The organism is Pseudarthrobacter sp. MDT1-56, assembly GCF_059383555.1.
Genome location: NZ_JBWZCK010000001.1, coordinates 1 through 18,174 on the forward strand (window position 1 = coordinate 1; position 18,174 = coordinate 18,174).

Consider the following 18,174-nt stretch of genomic DNA (forward strand, 5'->3'; position numbering starts at 1 on the left):
TGGTGACGCTGGGCGCTGCAATGCTGCTCGCCGTGAAGCTCGTGTTCGCCGCGGTGGCGACGCTGCTGTCCAGGGGCGTGGTGTTGTTCACGCCCCGGTAGGCGGTCATTCCGCCGCCCCACTTTGCCGAGGTGCTCAGCGTCCAGCTGTAATTTGCAGGGTCGGAGGCACCCACCACCTTGTAGTACGAGAACACCCGGGCGCCGCTTCCGACATTGAGGGTGTTCACGATCGGGGTCCAGCCCGACGGGGTGGTAGCGGAGGGGTTCTTGTCCGCCGTGAATGACGCCACCAGGACGTCACCGGCTGCCGTGCCCGAAGGTTTGGTCAAAGTGACGGTCGTAGTGGCGGTCGTGTTGTTGGTGGTGGTGGAGGCGCCCAGGGTGATTCCTGACGTCGGCGGCGGCGGGGTGCCGCCGCTGACCGTGATCGTCCTGCTGGCCGACGTCGAACCCCCGGCGTTGGTGGCGGTCAGGGTCGCGGTGAACGTGCCCGCAGTGGAGTACGTGTAGGACGGGTTCCGGGTGGTGGAGGTCCCGCCGTCCCCGAAGGCCCAGGCCCAGGAGGTCGGTGAACCCGTGGACGTGTCCGTGAAGGCCACGTTCAAGGGGGCAGTGCCGGACGTCGGCGACGCGGTGAACGAGGCTATCGGTGCTGCCGGCGGGGGTGTGCCCCCCAGGGTCCGGTAGGAGAACCAGTAGCGCTTGGTCACGTTGTTGCTGGCCAGCACGACCAGGCCGGTGGTGCTGTTGACGCTCTGCTTGCTGGTGGTCACATCGTTCATGTTGGCGGACGAACCGTCCTGGATGATCGGCGTGCCGCGCCCGGACGGGAAGACAGGGTTATCCATGGACGCCGTCTTTTCATAGATGGCGCCAGGGATGCCGGAGTAGGCGCACCCGCTGACATCGGTGCCGGGCGCCGTATGGAATGCATGCACCGTGTTGTTCTGCGTGTCCAGGACGATTTGCGGGCGGGACACGCAGTCCCCGACCGTGGCGATCGTTGACTGCGAGAAAGAGCCGGTTGCGGGCTTGAAGACCAGCAGCACCAACTGCGCGAGACTCTGGTTGGTTGACCCCTCGTTCAGGCCGGTCTTGATCGCGGCGAAGACCCGGCCGGTACTGTCGGACTGCAGCGTTTTGACGTTCAGGTGATCGTCGGCCAGATTGTTGCCCTTGACCGCGTCCTGGACTCTCCACGATGACGTCGCGGTGGGGCTGGTCCCATCGGTGCGGGTTGCCCAGCGTACGGCCCCGGTGCGCTGGTCACTCCACATGACCCCGATCTTGTTGCTGCCGTAGGCGACGATCGCGGAGATGTCATCCGGCGCAGGGTTCGGGCTGGTGACGGGGATGACGAATGGGGAACTCCAGCTGGTTCCGCCCGGCGCGGAGCGGTTGACGTAGACGGTGTTGGTGAAGCCGCTGGCCGAACTGCCGGAGACTTGGGTCCAGGTCGCCCAGATGGCGCCGGTGCTGTCCTGGTCGATCGTCATCGACTCGCTGCTGTTGTTCATGATCGTGGTCGGGAAACCGCTGTCCAAGGTGAACGATCCACCGGAGTAGCTGTAGCGGTACAGCTTGGCCGGCTGGCCCGAGACTGACGCCCGGGGCGTCGTGTCACCGGAGACCGTGACGACGTGCGTGGCGATGTAGAGGTGGGTGCCGTCCCAGAGGGTGTCCGCCAGCGTGTTGGCGCGGGTGTCGTTCGTGAGGCCGGTGCTGACCCAGGTTTTCGATGGAACATCCAGCCGGTAGATCTGCCAGCCCGTTCCGGAGGTCCACATATCGGCCCACCAGGACCCGCCATGCCACCAGAGCTTGCTCTGCGGCTTGTCCGAGGTGGGCGGATTGCTCACGCCGCTATAGCTGATGCTCGGGTAACCGTAGTTAGTGGCCGCGGTAGCGCTGGTCGAAATTCCCAGCAGCCCCCCGGTCGCAACTAACGCTATTACTACGATTTTGCTGAGCCAACTGGCGGTACGTTTCATCTTCATCGCCGATTCTTTCATGCGTTTGATCGCCGTTTCCATGGTGACCCCATTGATATCTCCCGGTTACGGTGATGCTAGCCACTCTTTCCGGAAGTGCAAAGGGGTATTTGTCGTTTCTTGAGTTTTCTTCTGTCTTTCATGGCGGAGAAAGAACTGTCATGGAATACGCGATATCCCCCCGGGCGCCAGCTGAACTGCGCCCACAATCCCGTTCCCCCGAACCGCATCCACACCAGGCAACTTCGATGTGGCTGCCACGCACGCCGGCTCTGGACCTCGCCCCCCGCATCGGCGTACGGTTCCAGTATCAGGACAAAAGCGCTGAAACTCAACGAATATTGACCGTATAGGCGCTGACCGAGTACACCGTTCCGGAATGACTCGAAGTTCCCGAGTAGGCCACCCCGATGACCCAAGTAGAGGCGCGGGAGTAGTGCAGGGACGGGAACAAACACCCAAGTATTAGCCACTCGTGACACAACTTTGGGTGAACTTTAGGCTCTAGGCAAGGCCACCATCCACTGGTAGCTGGGGCATGGGGGTTGTACACAATTTTCGACGGATTCCTATGAATTCGTCCTCGGGGTTCTCATTCGCTGATGGTTTATACCGTCGGCGCCGGAAATTTCATGAAGTGGTGAGGCTTTTGTCCATTCCAAACTTGGTCCCTAATTCGCCGCCCGAGCAGGGCGCGGTCTCGCAGAGGGCTACGGTAAGCGTCGTAATTCCGACGCTGAATGAAGAAATGAATTTGCCTTGGGTTCTGCGCCGGATGCCTTCCTACGTGGATGAAGTCGTCATCGTGGACGGTCGTTCGCACGACCACACCATTGACGTCGCCCGGGCACTCAGGGTTGACGTCGTTGTGGTGGCTGAGCCCCGTAAGGGCAAAGGCATCGCTGTCCGTGCCGGCTTCGCCGCTGCATCGGGCGACATCATCGTGATGCTTGACGCGGACGGGAGTATGGATCCGCAGGAAATCGGCTGGTTCGTCTCTCCCCTTCAGCATGACTACGACTTCGTCAAGGGGTCGCGCTACGTCACCGGAGGCGGGTCGGAAGATTTGACCTGGTTGCGGAACGCCGGCAACCGCGTGCTGACGGGGTTGGCGAATACGGTGCTGAGGAGCAACTACTCGGACCTCTGCTATGGCTATATTGCCCTCCGCAGGGAATGCCTTGAGGTCCTCGAGCTGGAGTCGGACGGCTTCGAGATTGAGACGGAGCTGATTGTCAGGGCGGCGCGCGCAGGTCTTCGCATCGCGGAAGTGCCAAGCTTCGAACTTGACCGCATCTCCGGAGTCTCGAACCTGCAGACCTTCCGCGACGGATGGCGGGTCCTCCGCACCCTGGCCCGGGAATGCACCACATGGGAAGCGCCAACCGCCGGGGCAAGGCCAGAAGCCCTCCGGCGGGTGAAGTACACCTATCCAAACGTCCGGTTTGCTCGCACACCCACGGACCCGCAAAGCGTCCTTACCGTGGCGGAAGGAGCCTAAGGTGCTCGACTTCAATTTCCGGCCTACCGCTTCGGTGGTCATCTGCTCCTACACGGAGCAGCGCTGGGACCTGCTGATGGACGTCATTAACTCCGTCCATGCCCAGACGTTCCAGCCGAAGCAGGTAATCGTTGTGGTTGACCACAACGAGGACCTGTACAAACGACTGGTGGCAGCCGTCCAGGACGTTACCCTGGTGGAGAGCACCGGGCTCCAAGGGCTTTCCGGAGCCCGCAACACGGGGGTGGGGCTTTCCACCGCGGACATTGTGGCCTTTCTGGACGACGACGCCGTGGCGGCCCCCGACTGGCTCGAAAAGCTGACGGCCCTCTACGACGATTCCGACGTCCTGGCAGTCGGCGGCAAGGTTGAACCCGCGTGGGAAGGCGGACGGCCAAGCCACTTCGGCCCGGAGCTGGACTGGATTGTCGGTTGCAGCCACCGCGGCATGCCGAAGGTGGCCTCCGAAGTGCGGAATGTCATCGGCGCCAACATGTCATTCCGGCTGCAAGTGCTCCAGCAAGTGGGAGGTTTCAACCTCTCCCTTGGCCGCCAGGGGACCAAGCCGCTGGGATGCGAAGAAACCGAAATCTGTATCCGGGCCGCTATCGGTTCCCCGGGGTCGCGCATCGTGTACGAGCCGGCAGCCTTGGTGCACCACTTCGTCCCCATCCAGCGGGGAACGTTCCGCTACATGCTGGAACGCTCGTGGTCCGAGGGCATTTCCAAAGCCCAGGTCAGCCACGTGGTGGGCCACAAGAGGGCTCTGGGCCCCGAGCGGCGCTACGTGCGCAGCGTCCTGCCGCGGGCGTTCTTTTCCGCGCTGGCGGACTGGAGCAGGGGTGCCGACCCTGAGGGCTGGCGCCGGGCCGGGGCCTACGTAGCTGTTCTGGCGTTCACGGCCGCGGGATACTTCCGCGGACGCCGGCTCGCCCAAGGCTCCGGATCAGTCCTGACCGGATCAGCACCCGTTCCCCATCGCAGCCCTCCCTGGAGGGAAGCCACGTGATCGAAGTTGGAAATGAGTTTGTGGTGGCACCTGAGGACGCAGGACTGGACATTGCACCGTCGATGGGGACCGAGGCCGTCCCCGACTGGCCCGGAGCCCTGTGGGTCGGAGCCGTCGATCTCGATTCCCTCTCCGGTTATTCTCACCTGAGGCTGCAGGACTCCATGGGCTATCACCGTGCGCGCTTGCTGGTGCGCAGCGGACCGTCCGTCCGCGGGTTTATCGACGTCGACGCCCCGGGCGGCATCCTGGACTGCGGCGTTCTCACGTCCGCAGCGGCGGACCTGCCCGCGGCGTTGGCATCCCAGGCGTCGTCGACGCCCTCGATCACCGTGGTTGTGTGCACGCGGGACCGGGCGTCGCTGCTGCGCGGTGCCATCGCGGCGATCCTGCGGCTCGACTATCCGAACTTCGATGTCATCATCGTGGACAACGGGGCCAGCACGGCTGAAACCCGGGACATGGTCCGTGATGAGTTCCGCGACCCGCGGTTGACCCTGATCTCCGAGCCCAGGCCGGGACTGTCAAAGGCACGCAATGCCGGCTTGCGCCGAGCGCGCGGCGACATCGTCGCGTTCACGGATGACGACGTCGTTGTGGACGAGTTCTGGTTGCGGGGGATCGCCGCCGGCTTTGAACAGGCCACCGATGTTGCCTGCGTGACAGGGCTGGTACCGGCCGGTGAGTTGCGCTCGCCTGCCCAGGGCTACTTTGACGAACGCGTCAACTGGTCCAAGATCGTCGCGCCGAAAGTCTTTTCCATGGCAGACCCTCCGGCCGATCTGCCGACATTTCCGTTCTGCGTGGGAGCTTTCGGCACCGGCGCGAACTTCGCCCTGGACCGCCGCACCGCGCTGGCACTGGGAGCCTTTGATCCGGCCCTCGGCGTCGGGACGCGGACGTGCGGAGGCGAGGACATCGACATGTTCACGCGGGTCATCCTCGGAGGGCACTCGTTGGTGGTCCAGCCCTCCGCGATTGTCTGGCACCGCCACCGGGCGGAGCTGGAGGACCTGATCATTCAGGCCCGCGGGTACGGCAAAGGCCTCGGATCGTGGCTGACAAAGATTCTCCTGGACCCGCACACGGCCCGTCTGGCGATCGCACGAAGCCCGCAGGGCGCGCTGCACTTCCTGAGGAACGCCCGAAACAATTCACTGGGGCAAAGCGCCGCGGAGAAAACCACTCCGGCGCTCCGGGACCCGCGCATCGCCAAGGCCCTCCGGACTGAACTCATCTCAGTGGCGCAAGGTCCGCTGAACTACCTTCTTGAGCGCCGGTCGGGGAGGACATAGACGGGCGACACAGTCCCTGGCACGACCGACAGCACACAGTTCCTGGGGGAACGCGGCACAAGGGGACGCTCACTTCCCAGTTGCACAGTTCCCGTAGATCGATCAAGGAAGTATCAGCGACATGAGTCTCTTACTCCAAGACGAAACACCAACCCCCAAATCACCGAAACCAACGGTTGCGGCGTTGAGGGCAAGTAGGCCCTTGGACTTTGGACTGGCTCTGGCCGGCGTCATGCTGGCCGTTCTTATCCTGTTCGACCTCGGCGGCCCGGTGCTCGCGCCGGTCACGCTCCTGGGGTGCCTCGTGTTGCCCGGATGGGTCCTGGTGCGGCGGCTTCCCGACGCTGATCCGGTGGCGCAGGTGGTCTGGACCGTGGTGATGAGCGCAGCCATCTACACCGTTCCTGCCCTCCTTATGGCGTGGGCCCACGTATGGCATCCCCGGCCCATGACGGCCGCCATCCTGGTTGTGGCCTCTGCCCTGATCGCAGTCTTTCCGCCCGGAACCGGTACCGGCCGGCATGCAATCTACGGGCATCCGGTTAACAGGCGCCCGGTGGACTGGCGTGCCCTGTGGAACCTGGACGCACTACGGGGCCGGGGCCCGGGGACTTACGTCCCGTGGGCCATTCTCGGGGTCGCGATGGTGATGTGGGGCGTGGCCCTGGCAATCACGGGGGAGGAACTCGTCGGAGACCGGGGGCTGCTGACAACGTTCCCGCTGATCTGGTACTTCGCCGTGGCCGCCGTCGTGGCCCTGTGCATCTGGGCCGTCGCCGCACGGAAGATGGCGTCCAACTTTTTCCTGTCAGCCTCCATCACAGGGCTCGTCGCCATGCTCTACGCCTCGGCCCCGATGGTGGTCAGCGTTCCGCGCCTGCCTTGGTCCTACAAGCACATCGCTGTCACCAACTACATCGGTGCTATGGGCCAGGTGGATCCGTCGATCGATATTTACCAACGGTGGCCAGGCTTCTTCTCGGTCAGCGCATTTATGGGCGAGGTCGTTGGCTATCGCGACGCCGTGGACTACGCGGCGCTGGCAGAGTTCAGTTTCGCCCTGCTGGACGTCGTTATCATCCTGGCCATCGCGCGGACCCTCACCATCAACCCGAGGATCTACTGGACCGCGACGTTGGCCTTTGCCCTCACCAACTGGGTGAACCAGAACTACTACGCACCGCAGGCGTTCTCCTACACCCTCTACCTGACGATGTGCCTCGTCGCCCTGACGTTCCTCCGAAGCACCCCCGCCAGAATCGTGACCCTGGTGGAGGACCGGCTGAAAGGCCTGCAGGTGCGGTTCAACCCGGGACTCCGGGCCGCCCCGGAGGCTCAAGCAGTCCGCCCCAGCCGCGCCATGGTCATGCCTGCGGCAGTGGCACTACTCCTCCTGCAGGCCGTGACCGTCGCGAGTCATCAGCTGACACCGTACATGGCAATCCTGGCGTTGTTCCCGCTTTTTGTTTTCGGCTATTTCCGGCCCAAATGGCTCGGTCCTGCTCTGGCGGTTCTGGCGATCGCGTACTTCCTGCCGAACCTCGACTACGTGGACAACAAATATGGCCTCTTCAGCGGGTTCGACATCTTCAAGAACGCGAGTTACAGCCCGCCCCAGGTGAGCAACATTAATGACGCCTCCCGCTGGATGGCCCGCACCCCGGATGCCCTCTCCCTCTTCATCGGGATGCTCGGGATGGCCGGCTTTGCCCGCAATCTGCTCCGCGGCAACGTCAGGCAAACACTGATCGTTGGCTGGCTGGCCGTCGCGCCGATGTTCTGGCTCCTGGGCCAGTCCTATGGCGGGGAGGCCAAGTTCCGCGTCTTTATGTTCGCTCTCCCCTGGCTGTCGGTCGGGGCGGCCTGGCTGTTCTGGTCCGGACCGGTGCGCACCCGTAAGGCCGTGATGGGCGCTACCGCCTCGCTGACGATCATGGCCATTCTGTTCACCGTCGTGTACTTCCAGGCCGAAGGGAAATTCCGGGTCCCCAAGGAAGACGTTGTGGCGGCGCAATGGCTGGATGCCCGGGTAGGGGAGAAGGATGTCATTTTTGAAACCAACGCCTTTTTCCCGCTGCTGATCGGCCCGAACTACCCCAGCTTTCTGGAGTGGGGCCGGGTCACTTCGCTGACGAAATTCCTCCAGAAGTCCAACGGGAACGTGAGGCCGGAGGACGTGGAGCGCTACGCGAACAACAACTGGAAACCTCAGCGCATCTTCATCGTCTTCTCAGACTCACAGCTGGAACAGGCGATCAAAGACAAACTATTCGATGCCGACATGCTCCCCGCTCTTGAGAGGGAGATAGCTGTAGGGGATAAGGCCGATCATGTATTTGACAATGGAGCCGTCCGAATCTACCAAATCAAAAAAACCCTTTAGATTGGGCAATAGCGGCTTGGTCCTGGCCAAGGTCGTCGCGATGACGGTCGCAGGTGCGCTGCTCATCGCGCTCGTCTTTTTCCTTTCGCGGACAGCCACACCGACGGAAATGCCGGTGGGGGACCTCCCCGGCTGGAAGCAGACCGGCGCCCAGGACTTCACCACCCCGGCCAAACTGGGCCGCGTGGGCGAGGTCTACGGTTCGGATATGCGCGGCTATCACGATCTCGAGGACACCTCCGGACAGGGCCTTTACACGCCGGATTCCGTGCTCTCCGTGAAAGACGGCAAACTCGATTACCACCTGCACACGAAGGGTGGAATACCGCGGGTGGCGAGCGTCGTCCCGTTCGGCTATGCCGGTCAGACTTATGGCCGCTATTCCGTCCGGTTCCGGTCAGATACCCTGCCGGGCTACAAAATCGCCTTTCTGCTCTGGCCTTCAAGCGACGATTGGCTCGAGGGTGAGATTGACTGGCCGGAAGGCGAACTCGACGGGAAGATGTATGGCGTTTCAGCCATAAAGGACTCAACTCTCAAAGGCCCGGCCCGCTTCGACCCCTCCACCCGGTACTACTCGCCGACCGATGCGACCGAGTGGCATGTGGCGACGACGGAATGGACCCCCGGCAAAGTCAAGTGGTTTTGGGACGGGCAACTCGTCGGTGAGACCACGATGCCCAAAGGTGTTCCCACCACGAATATGCGGCTGACCCTGCAGGCCGAGACGAAGGACGGAGCGGACTCGTCGTCACCCAAGCCGGAAACGTCAGGACATCTGGAAGTCGACTGGGTCGTGCAGTATGCCTACGCGCCCTAGCCCCGGCGCCCGCTCATCACCGTCAGGATTCGTCAGGCATGATCACCAGGGTTACGGGGGAGCAACAGATGGAAGTCCCGATTAACGGCCAGACCGACCCCGGCGAATGGAACGGAGAGCAGCCAGACATTCACCCGTCTATCGCGAGGGCGTTCCGGGCGCTGGACGGGTCGGGGCTTCCCTGGGTGCTGCTGCGCGGAGAAGATGACCTGGTCCGCCCAAACGGCGATGTGGACATTCTCGTGGCCGTCGGCCAGCTTCCTCGCCTGGACGCCTTGCTGGCGGGTGCAGGGTTCCGCCGTGTCATGGCCCGCGGGCACGGAAGCCATCGGTTCTATTTCAATTACGACGCCACGGAGGACCTGTGGCTCAAGCTGGACATCGTCTCCGAGATCTCCTTTGGCCCGTTTCAACAGTGGCACACGCTCCTCGCCCCGGGGTGCCTCCAGCGGCGCATCCGCAACGGCCTGCTCTGGCTCCCTGCAACAACCGAGCAGGCATGGCTCCAGCTCCTCCACACCATGCTGGACAAGGGTGGAGCCGTCAGGCCTGAGCGGTTGGAAACGGTCCGGGTCGCCGGCGCGCTGGCATCGACCGACGACGTGATCGCGGCCTTTGTCGATCGACAGGTGGGACCCGGAACCGCTGCGCAGCTGCTGAAGCTCGTTCGCTCCGGAAGCGTTGGCGATTTCCGGGATCCGGCACGCCGCATGGCATCAGCCCTGACCCGGAACGCGCCGTTGCGCACCCGGCTGACCGCGGGAAGAAACAGGATCCTCCGGCTGCTCAGCCCGACCTTCCCGGGGCGCTTCAGCCGCGGGTTTGTGGTTGGTGTCATCGGCCCGGATGGGTCGGACACGACCACACTGCTGCGCCGGATCGGCGAGGCCTTCCCGATTCCCAGCCGCTACGTCTCCCTGGGCAGAACGGCACCCGGGCGTGGGGGCGGCTGGGTCACCCGGATTCCCGGTGGGCTGCACGGCCAGCAGGTAATCCGGCAGCTCCGCGGCGCGCTGGCGGCCAAGTACCACTACCGGCGGGGCCGGCTGGTTCTGGTGGACCGGCCGGCCTACGACGCTAGCCTGCCGGGGCATGCCGGGCCCGTGGCCGGAGGGCGGAAGGATGCGGCCCTGGCGGCCGCGCTGGCGCCCGCACCCGACGTGCTGCTGGTGCTCGACGCGCCCGGCGAGGTCATGCCCGCCGGGAACGGCGGACACCCGCACGAAGTCCTGGAGCAGTGGCGGCAGGACCGGCTGGAGACGGCGAGGCGGCTCCCGAACGCCTGGGTTGTTGACGCGTCCCAGCCTCAGCCGCTCATCAACAGGGTCGCCACCGGGATCGTCTGGGAGCAGGTGTCGGGTTCCTCCGCCGTGGCCGCCCCCGGCCAGCCAGGCGAGCCCGAGTCAGAGACGCCGGAAGCCGGAGGGCAGCCGTGAACTTCATCGACTCGGTCCTTCGCGGGCATTACGACGAGTGGAATTTGGCGGACTTCAAACTGGGCACGGACTGGACCACCGTCCTGGTGACGCCGCAATTCACCACCTCCCGGCACGTTGTGGGACTGGTCTTCCCGGCCGGCGCCAGCCAACCCAGCCTGGTCGTCAAAGTGCCGCGGTGTCCGGGAGACAACGAAGGCGTCCAGCGGGAGGCGGACATGCTCCGTCAGCTCAGCACCCTCAGCGGCGGGCGGGTGGAAGGCATCCCGCACATCGTGGCCACCTTGGACGTCGGGGAGCACACCGTGCTGGTGGAGACTGCTTTGACCGGCGCTCCGCTGGACCCCCACCGGGTCGCGGGGGATCTGGCCGGTGCAGTGGCTCTCGGCGTGGATTTTGTGGCCGCGCTGCCCTGCACCCTGCCGGGACCGGAGAACCCGGGCTGGTACGAGCGGACGGTCGAGCGCCCGCTGGAGGCACTCGCCTCGCTACTGCCCGGGGACGCCGAGGTCTCTGCCCTGGTCCACCGCACACACGAGCTGCTGACGCCCCTGCGGAGCAGCACCCTGCCCGCCGTGTTCGAGCACGCGGACCTGAGCCATCCCAACCTCCTGGTGCAAAGCGACGGCCGGCTCCAGGTTATGGACTGGGAACGGTCGTCGCTGTTCGGCCTGCCCGGCCACGATCTCGTCTTCTACCTGCAATATCTCAGCGAATCGTCCGACATGGCGTTTTCGCGGGTTGCCCAGTTGGCGGCGTTCGACAAGGCCTTCGGGCCCGGCGGGTGGGCGCTGGCGCCACTGCGCGAGCACCTGATGCTCAGGAACGTCGACCCCGAGTTGCTTCCCCTGGTGGTGATCGCCACCTGGGCGCGCTCCGCTGCCACCCTGGCCTATCGGCTCGCTGCCGAGGACGCTCCGGCGCCTGGGTCAGCGCAGCTGCGGGCGGCCGTGCTGGATGATCGCGACTTCTGGCTGTGGCGGCACGTCGTCGCCTCCGGGCTGAACTAAGCCTGCACGGACAAGCCTGCACGGACGGAAGCGGCGCCGGCAATTCGCCCCGGCCAGCGCTTCACGGCAAGATGTGAGCATGGAGCACACTGACCAGCAGCCCTGGGTGAAGAACTACCAGCCGGGCGTCCCGGCCGACATCGAATTGCCCACGGAGTCGCTCGTTGCGATGCTGGAGCGGTCCGTGGCCGAGGCCGGCACCGCCCCCGCGCTGGAGTTCTTCGGCCGCCGCACCAGCTACACCGAACTCGGCGAACAGGTCGACCGCGCAGCCGAGGGCCTGCGCCGGCTCGGCGTCCGCGCCGGCGACCGGGTAGCCCTGATCCTGCCGAACTGCCCGCAGCACGTCGTCGCGTTCTACGCGGTGCTGCGCCTCGGCGCCGTCGTCGTCGAACACAACCCGCTGTATACCTCCCGGGAACTCCGCCACCAGTTTGAGGATCACCAGGCCAGGGTCGTCATCACCTGGGACAAGGCCGCGGCGGCCGTCCGCGACTTCCCGTCGGACATCGAGATTGACCATGTCGTTTCGGTCAACCTCCTTGAGGCGTTCCCAGCCGTCAAGCGACTGGCCCTGCACCTGCCCGTGAAGAAACTGCGGGCGTCCCGCGAGGCGCTGACAGCCCCGGCGCCGGGCACCACACCGTGGAAGGAGCTCCTCAGCCACGGCCGCATCGACCCGGAACACCCCCGCCCCGGGGTGTTTGACCTCGCCGCGATCCAGTACACCTCGGGAACCACCGGCCGTCCCAAAGGCGCCATGCTGACCCACTTCAACCTGTACTCCAACGCGCTGCAGGGTGAAGCCTGGATGCAGGGCGCCGAGTACCGCAAGGAAATCTTCTACGCCATCCTGCCGATGTTCCATGCCTTTGGTATGACCCTCTACCTCACCTACGGCATCCGCAAGCAGGGCCTGCTCGTGCTGTTCCCCAAGTTCGACCCGGACCTGGTGCTGGCCGCCATGAAGAAGTCGCCCGCCACCGTCTACTGCGCGGTCCCGCCGATCTACGAGCGCACCGCGATGGCCGCGAAGGAGAAGGGCATCTCGCTCCGGTCCTGCAAATACTGCATCTCCGGCGCCATGAACCTGCCGGACCATGTGGTGGAACTGTGGGAATCGGTCTCCGGGGGTCTGCTGGTGGAAGGCTACGGCATGACCGAGTCTTCCCCGGTCGCGCTGGGCAACCCCTTTCACCCCACGCGCCGCAACGGCACGATCGGTGTGCCGTTCCCCTCCACCCTGATGAAGGTGGTCGACCTGCACGACCCCTCTCTGGAAGTGGCGCCGGGCCAGCCGGGGGAATTGCTGCTCAAGGGCCCTCAGGTGTTCCAGGGCTACTGGAACAGCCCGGAGGAAACAGCGAAGACCCTCACCGCCGACGGCTGGCTCCGGACCGGCGACGTGGTGACCGTGGACGAGGACGGTTTCACCACGATCGTTGGCCGGGCCAAGGAGCTCATCATCACCGGCGGTTTCAACGTCTCACCCAGCGAAGTGGAGTCGGTGCTGCGCCTGCACCCGGCCGTCAGGGATGCCGCCGTCGTCGGCAGGCCCCTTGAACGGGGCGGTGAGATGGTGGTCGCCGCCGTCGAGCTTGAACCGGGCGCCACGCTGGACGAGGATGCCCTCCGCGGGCACTGCCGCGAGCACCTGGCCGGCTACAAGGTCCCCAAGCGGATCGTGGCTATCTCCGACATGCCGCGCTCCATGCTCGGCAAGATCCTGCGCAAGCAGGTGCGCGAGCAAGTGCTGCCGACGCTCTGACCCCTCCGGGCGCCGAAGCGAGTAGGCACGGGTGGAACCAGCGCACTGCCCAAGTAGATCGCCGCGGGCGGGGCCAGAAACCGCTACTGGTGACACCCCTTGGTGCGGATCGTAGGCTTTCTTCCAAAGCTCCCGCGGCGGCTTCGTCGTTGGTGTCTTCCGGTGAGTGACGCGGTTGATTGAAGCGCTGGGCAGCTTCACGCGTCAGCCGAACCCGGCCAAGGAGGTCTCACGCACATGGTCCACGAGGTCCGAAGCGACGTCCCGGCACCTTTGCTGCCAGGACACGCGCGACGGCGGTGCGCATGACGGCGGACCCGCACACCAGTCATTCGGCCGTGCACCCGAGGGTAGCCAAGGCGTTTTCCGCCCTTGACCAGACGGGAGTGCCCTGGGTTCTGTTGCGCGGTGAGGATGACCTTGCCCGGCCCGCCGGCGATGTGGACATCCTGGTGGCGGGCGGGCTGCTACCCGGCCTGGACGAGCTGATGAGCGGGATCGGGCTGTGCCGGGTGCGCGCCGCGGGACACGGGAGCCACCGCTTCTACTTCGGGTACTCGGACTCCGGTGAGCTGTGGCTGAAGCTGGACATCGTCTCGGACATCTCCTTCGGCCCATTCCAGCAGTGGCGGACCCCGCTGGCGCCGGGCTGCCTCGAGAGGCGCGTCCGGAACGGCGGGTTGTGGATGCCCGCCCCGGCCGACCAGGCCTGGCTGCAACTCCTCCACCTCGCACTGGACAAAGGGGAGATCCAGCCGCAACGGGAAGGAACAGCTCTGGCTGCGGCCGCCGCCGCGTCGCCAGAGGACGGCATCGCCGGGTACGTGGACCAGCGCAGCGGACCGGGCACCGCCGCGCAACTGCTGGAGCTGGTCCGTTCGGGCAGATTTGGCGAGTTCTCCGCCCTGGCCGCGCGGCTGCGGTCCGGCTGGACGGACGGGGCACCGCTGCGCACCCAGTCACTGGCCCTGGCGAACCGTGCCTTGCGCCAGCTCAGCCCGAGGCTCCCCGGCCGTGGACTGGTGGTGGGGGTTATGGCCCCCGACGGCGCCGGCAAGACCACACTGCTCCACGGCATGCGCGCAGATTTCCCCGTCCCCACTGCCTACGTCTATATGGGAATGTGGGGCGCGGGTCCCTGGGACGGCTGGCTGCACCGGGTTCCCGGCGGGCGAACGGCAAAGAAGTTGTACCGGGTCCTCAAAGGAGGGACGGCCGCCAGGTACCACCGTGCCCGCGGCCGCGTGGTGCTGATGGATCGGGTCGCCTACGACGCCCTGCTGCCCTCCGCTGCTGGCAGCAATCCCTCAGGCAGCAAACCCGCCGGCGGAGTGTCCAACGCGCTCGCCGTGTGGCTGGGCGCCGCTCCGGATCTCCTGCTGGTCCTCGACGTACCGGGTGAGGTGATGTTCTCCCGGAAGGGTGAACACACGGCAGAAATCCTGGAGCACTGGCGGCAGTCCTATCTGGCGTTGGCCGATCGGCTGCCGGGATCCCGGATTCTCGACGCCGCCCAGCCCCAGCACTTGGTCCAGCAGTTGGCCACAAAAACGGTGTGGCGCAGCGTATGCCCCGGCGAAGCGGAGATTTCCGACCCGGACAGCCCCGCGGCCAACGCGGGGGATGCGGCCGCCCTGTCCCTGCATCAGTGGCGGCTGCTCGACTGGCGCTTCCTGGTGCCCGTACTGCAGCCCCGCAGCGTGGGATACGGCGGTGCCGTGGGCCCGGAGCTGCTGGCGGCGCTGCGTCTGCTGGACCCCGCCGCCACCCGCATCCGGCCCGGCGGCCACACAGGCACCCGCTCCGGCCGCAGCGGCACCCCGGCAAAGGTGTTCGAGGTTGTGCTGCTCAGGGAGCCCGAACTGCAGCTTTTCGAGAAGGCCGCGGCGGCGGTGCAGCCCGGCGGCTGGATGTGTGCCCAGGTGAAACGTTCGCTGCTGCGGCGCTCGGGCCCGCGAACCCTGGCGGGATGGAAGCGGACGTTCAGGCGGTATGGGTTCGAGGACGTCAGCGTCTCCTGGCACGCGACGAGCCTGGACAGTCCGGGCCGCCTGGTTCCCGTGGCGTCGGCAACCGCGGTCAAGGACACCCTGGCGCTGCACAGGGGAATCCGCTTCGGACTGGCCAAGGCGGTCCTGGCCCGGCTCGCCCTGGCGCTGCGGCTGTTCGACGTCGCCGTCCCCGAAGGGACCGTGACCGGCCGCCGGCCGGAGAACTGAGAAAGGGCCGGGAGGCTCCCGGCCCGGGTTCAGCGGCTCCCGCTTATTCGGCGGAACGTCGGACTCACTGGCGCCGGAGCATCTGCACCAGCTCATCATGCAGGGGCCTGAACCCGAAGCGAAGAATCGCGTAGACCACCGCAACGGCTGTCGGGACAACCAGGATCAGGGTGGTCACTGCGCCCAGGACCGGCGCCGCCAGGACCCCGAGGCCCGCCACCGCCACCGCCGCCCCGCAGACCAGGCCAGGGGCTATGGCACGGAGCAGTTCGCGTGCCCGCAGCTGGATGACTCTGGCGGCCACGAGCTGCATCCCACAGGCGAACAACACCGCGACGATGAACTGTGCGCAGGCGATGCCCACGATGCCCCACTGGGTGGCAAACAACAGGACCGGCAGAAGGATGACGAGCCGCACCAGCGATACCCCGATGGAAAGCCCCGGACGGCCGATGGCCTTGTATACGTCGTTGGCACCGGCGCCCAGGGAGCGGGCCGCAGCGTAGAGGGCGAGGAAAACGAGCGGCAGGACAGCGTCCATCCACTTCTCCCCAAAGACCAGCGGCACCAGAACCGGGGCCACGACTGCCAGCCCCACACCGGTGGTGACGCCGTACAGGGACTGGATCCGCACGCTGGTCAGGTAGCCGGAGCGGAGCCGTTCCGGCTCGCTGCGGACCTGGGTGTACAGGGGGAAAAGGACGGTCGACAGCACAAAGAAGACGTTGAGGATAAGCACTTCCGGGAGGCGGAAGGCCAGGGTGTAATAGCCGAGCGCCTGCGCGCCGAGGAACAGTCCGATGATGAGGTAGTCGATGTCGAAGATCAGCCGGGCCAGGAGGCTGCTGCCGGCGACCGGTGCGCCGTATTTCAGGTTGGCCTGAAGGGCATCTTTGCGCACACGCCAGATTTGCCAGGGTCCACCCCTTCCGAGCAGGAACCAGCACGTCGCTGCGTACGCCACGGACCCGGCTGCTGTGCCGACGGCCAGTGACCAGGCCCCGTGGCCGGAGAACGCGAGGGTGAGGGTTACGGTGCCCATCGTGGCGGCACGAACCACCGGGGCCGCCGTGAGCTTCTTGAATTTCAGGTCACGCCGCAGCAGAGCCTCGGGGACAGCGCCGAGCGCGGTGGCCAGCACCGAGATCCCCAGGACCTGGACCAGGGGTTCCACATCGGGAAGGCTGAAGAGCTCCGCAATCAGGGGTGCGGCAAGGAAGGCGCCCAGGCCGAGGAGCGTGCCAAGCACCACGGAGATCAGCAGCGCGGATCGAGCAATAACGCCGGTGCGTGGAAGGTAGACCAGCGCCTGGGCCACCCCGGCGTCGGCGACGGTCTCCGCGTAGGCCATGAGGACCAGGGCCAGCGCCACGAGGCCGTACTCCTCGGGGGAAAGCAGCCGCGCCAGCACGATGGTCGTGACCAGGACGATGATTCTCCCGCTGGCAAAGGCCAGCCCCTGCCAGATGGCACCCCGGACACCGGTCCGGGCCAGTTCTCCGGGAGCGTATGTCATGCCGGTGAGCCTCCAAGCGGCAGATCCGCACTGCCGGGTTGGATCGCGCTGCGCAGCTCGTCCAGGTACTCCTGCGTGACCGTCTGCCACGTCCGGACGGCGCCTGCGTCGCGCTCTGCATCCTGCGGACGGGGGCCGGTCAGCCGGTTGACGATGTGATCAACAAAGCTGCCGGTGTCCTGCGCGACGGTCAGCAGGGGATGAGGTTCCTGTTCACGCGCGGCGACCGGCGTCGCAACCACGGGGAGCCCCGCGGCGAGGGCTTCACGGACCGAGTTCCGGATGCCGACGCCGTGTTCGTCTGGAAATGCTGCCACATCGGCGGATTGGAAGACATCGAGGACGGACGGCACATTGGCGAGGACCTCCACCCGGGGGCCGGCCAGGGCGAGGACCTCAGGCTCGGGGCGGCGGCCGGCGAGGACGAACCTCGCGTCAGGGACCTGCTCCCAGACGAGGGGAGCGATCTTCCCGACCAGGACCTTCGCGCTGTCGATGTTCGGTCCGTAGTTCAGACTGCCGACGAAGCAGATGACGGGGACACTCTGCCGGGAGTCAGGGCGGACGGCCAACTCGGCTCCGTTCGGGATGCTCCGCACCGGCCTCCCCAGCCGTTCGACCCATTCACGGGCGTCCTGGGACCCCACCGTGAGCAGGCGTGCCCGCGCGGGCAGCCGGCGCTCGGACCGCAACCATTGACGCTCCCGCGCCCGGTAGGCAGGCCGCAGGAAGCGGGGCGCAATAGCGGTGTCCATCCCGGCTCTGATCGACCAGGGGTCCACTGTCTGCAGGACAACCGGTCCCTGCACGTGGCGGGCGAGGACCAGGGCGTGCGGCCCGTGGATCAGGGTGGCGTCACTGTCCGCGGAAAGCCTGGCTGCCGTCGAGAGGGCCTCCGCCGTGGCGCGTTCGTGCTTTCCGACGCCGTTCAGTCCAGCGACGGAGCGCACCAGCGCCGCTTTGCGGCTCCGGGGCGTCAGGACGTGGACCGCTGCGCAGCGGCTGCGCACCTCGTCCGGAAGCCCGACCGGCCCTGCGTACGTCAGCAGGGTCACGTCCACGTCGGCCGGCAGATTCCGCAGGATCTCATAGGGGATCATGGAGCTGCCGTCACCGAACACGGGGTCCCGATTGGGCACACTTTCTGTGATGTACAGAAGCCTCATTGCACGAGTGTACTGGAGCCGGGGGCCGGGCGGCCGGGGGTCCAATGGCCCTGTTCCG

Annotated in this window: 12 protein-coding genes; 9 read left to right on the forward strand and 3 right to left on the reverse strand. The window is 66.0% G+C overall.

Annotation, left to right across the window (positions count from 1 at the left end; genetic code table 11):
• The coding region (locus tag AC50YC_RS00005) for a PKD domain-containing protein (RefSeq protein WP_494951604.1) at window positions 1-1,861 on the reverse strand (1,861 nt) is incomplete at its 3' end.
• 796 nt (window positions 1,862-2,657) lie between these two features.
• On the opposite strand from AC50YC_RS00005, the gene AC50YC_RS00010 reads away from it, so the two are divergent.
• The 9 genes from AC50YC_RS00010 to AC50YC_RS00050 all read left to right on the forward strand — a co-directional run bounded on the left by AC50YC_RS00010 (window position 2,658) and on the right by AC50YC_RS00050 (window position 15,434).
• On the forward strand, window positions 2,658-3,494 hold the full coding sequence (locus AC50YC_RS00010; RefSeq protein ID WP_494951605.1) for a glycosyltransferase family 2 protein: 837 nt from the start codon (window positions 2,658-2,660) through the stop codon (window positions 3,492-3,494).
• Between the two features lies 1 nt (window position 3,495).
• Entirely contained in the window at window positions 3,496-4,503 is a 1,008-nt protein-coding gene (locus tag AC50YC_RS00015; RefSeq protein ID WP_494951606.1) for a glycosyltransferase family 2 protein, read from the forward strand.
• Window positions 4,500-5,798, forward strand: a complete 1,299-nt coding sequence (locus AC50YC_RS00020) for a glycosyltransferase family 2 protein (RefSeq protein WP_494951607.1) — start codon at window positions 4,500-4,502, stop codon at window positions 5,796-5,798. Before AC50YC_RS00015 ends, AC50YC_RS00020 begins: the two co-directional genes overlap by 4 nt.
• A 202-nt stretch (window positions 5,799-6,000) precedes the next feature.
• Window positions 6,001-8,181, forward strand: a complete 2,181-nt coding sequence (locus AC50YC_RS00025; protein WP_494951608.1) for a hypothetical protein — start codon at window positions 6,001-6,003, stop codon at window positions 8,179-8,181.
• Between the two features lie 16 nt (window positions 8,182-8,197).
• The gene (locus AC50YC_RS00030; protein ID WP_494951609.1) at window positions 8,198-9,001 is read left to right on the forward strand and encodes a glycoside hydrolase family 16 protein; all 804 of its coding nucleotides are present in this window, start codon (window positions 8,198-8,200) and stop codon (window positions 8,999-9,001) included.
• Between the two features lie 68 nt (window positions 9,002-9,069).
• On the forward strand, window positions 9,070-10,437 hold the full coding sequence (locus tag AC50YC_RS00035; RefSeq protein ID WP_494951610.1) for a hypothetical protein: 1,368 nt from the start codon (window positions 9,070-9,072) through the stop codon (window positions 10,435-10,437).
• The gene (locus tag AC50YC_RS00040) at window positions 10,434-11,447 is read left to right on the forward strand and encodes a phosphotransferase family protein (protein ID WP_494951611.1); all 1,014 of its coding nucleotides are present in this window, start codon (window positions 10,434-10,436) and stop codon (window positions 11,445-11,447) included. Before AC50YC_RS00035 ends, AC50YC_RS00040 begins: the two co-directional genes overlap by 4 nt.
• 79 nt (window positions 11,448-11,526) lie before the next feature.
• Entirely contained in the window at window positions 11,527-13,215 is a 1,689-nt protein-coding gene (locus AC50YC_RS00045; RefSeq protein WP_494951612.1) for a long-chain-fatty-acid--CoA ligase, read from the forward strand.
• Window positions 13,216-13,520: 305 nt separating this feature from the next.
• Window positions 13,521-15,434: a hypothetical protein gene (locus tag AC50YC_RS00050; protein ID WP_494951613.1), complete on the forward strand. Its 1,914-nt coding sequence runs from the start codon at window positions 13,521-13,523 to the stop codon at window positions 15,432-15,434.
• 64 nt (window positions 15,435-15,498) lie between these two features.
• Here AC50YC_RS00050 and AC50YC_RS00055 read toward each other — a convergent pair whose 3' ends face one another.
• Together AC50YC_RS00055 and AC50YC_RS00060 are read right to left on the reverse strand one after the other, a co-directional pair.
• Window positions 15,499-16,950, reverse strand: a complete 1,452-nt coding sequence (locus AC50YC_RS00055; protein WP_494951614.1) for a lipopolysaccharide biosynthesis protein — start codon at window positions 16,948-16,950, stop codon at window positions 15,499-15,501.
• Window positions 16,947-18,116 (reverse strand): glycosyltransferase, encoded by a 1,170-nt coding sequence (locus AC50YC_RS00060; protein WP_494951615.1) that lies wholly within the window; start codon window positions 18,114-18,116, stop codon window positions 16,947-16,949. The genes AC50YC_RS00055 and AC50YC_RS00060 overlap by 4 nt, the downstream gene beginning before the upstream one ends.
• Window positions 18,117-18,174: the final 58 nt, after the last annotated feature.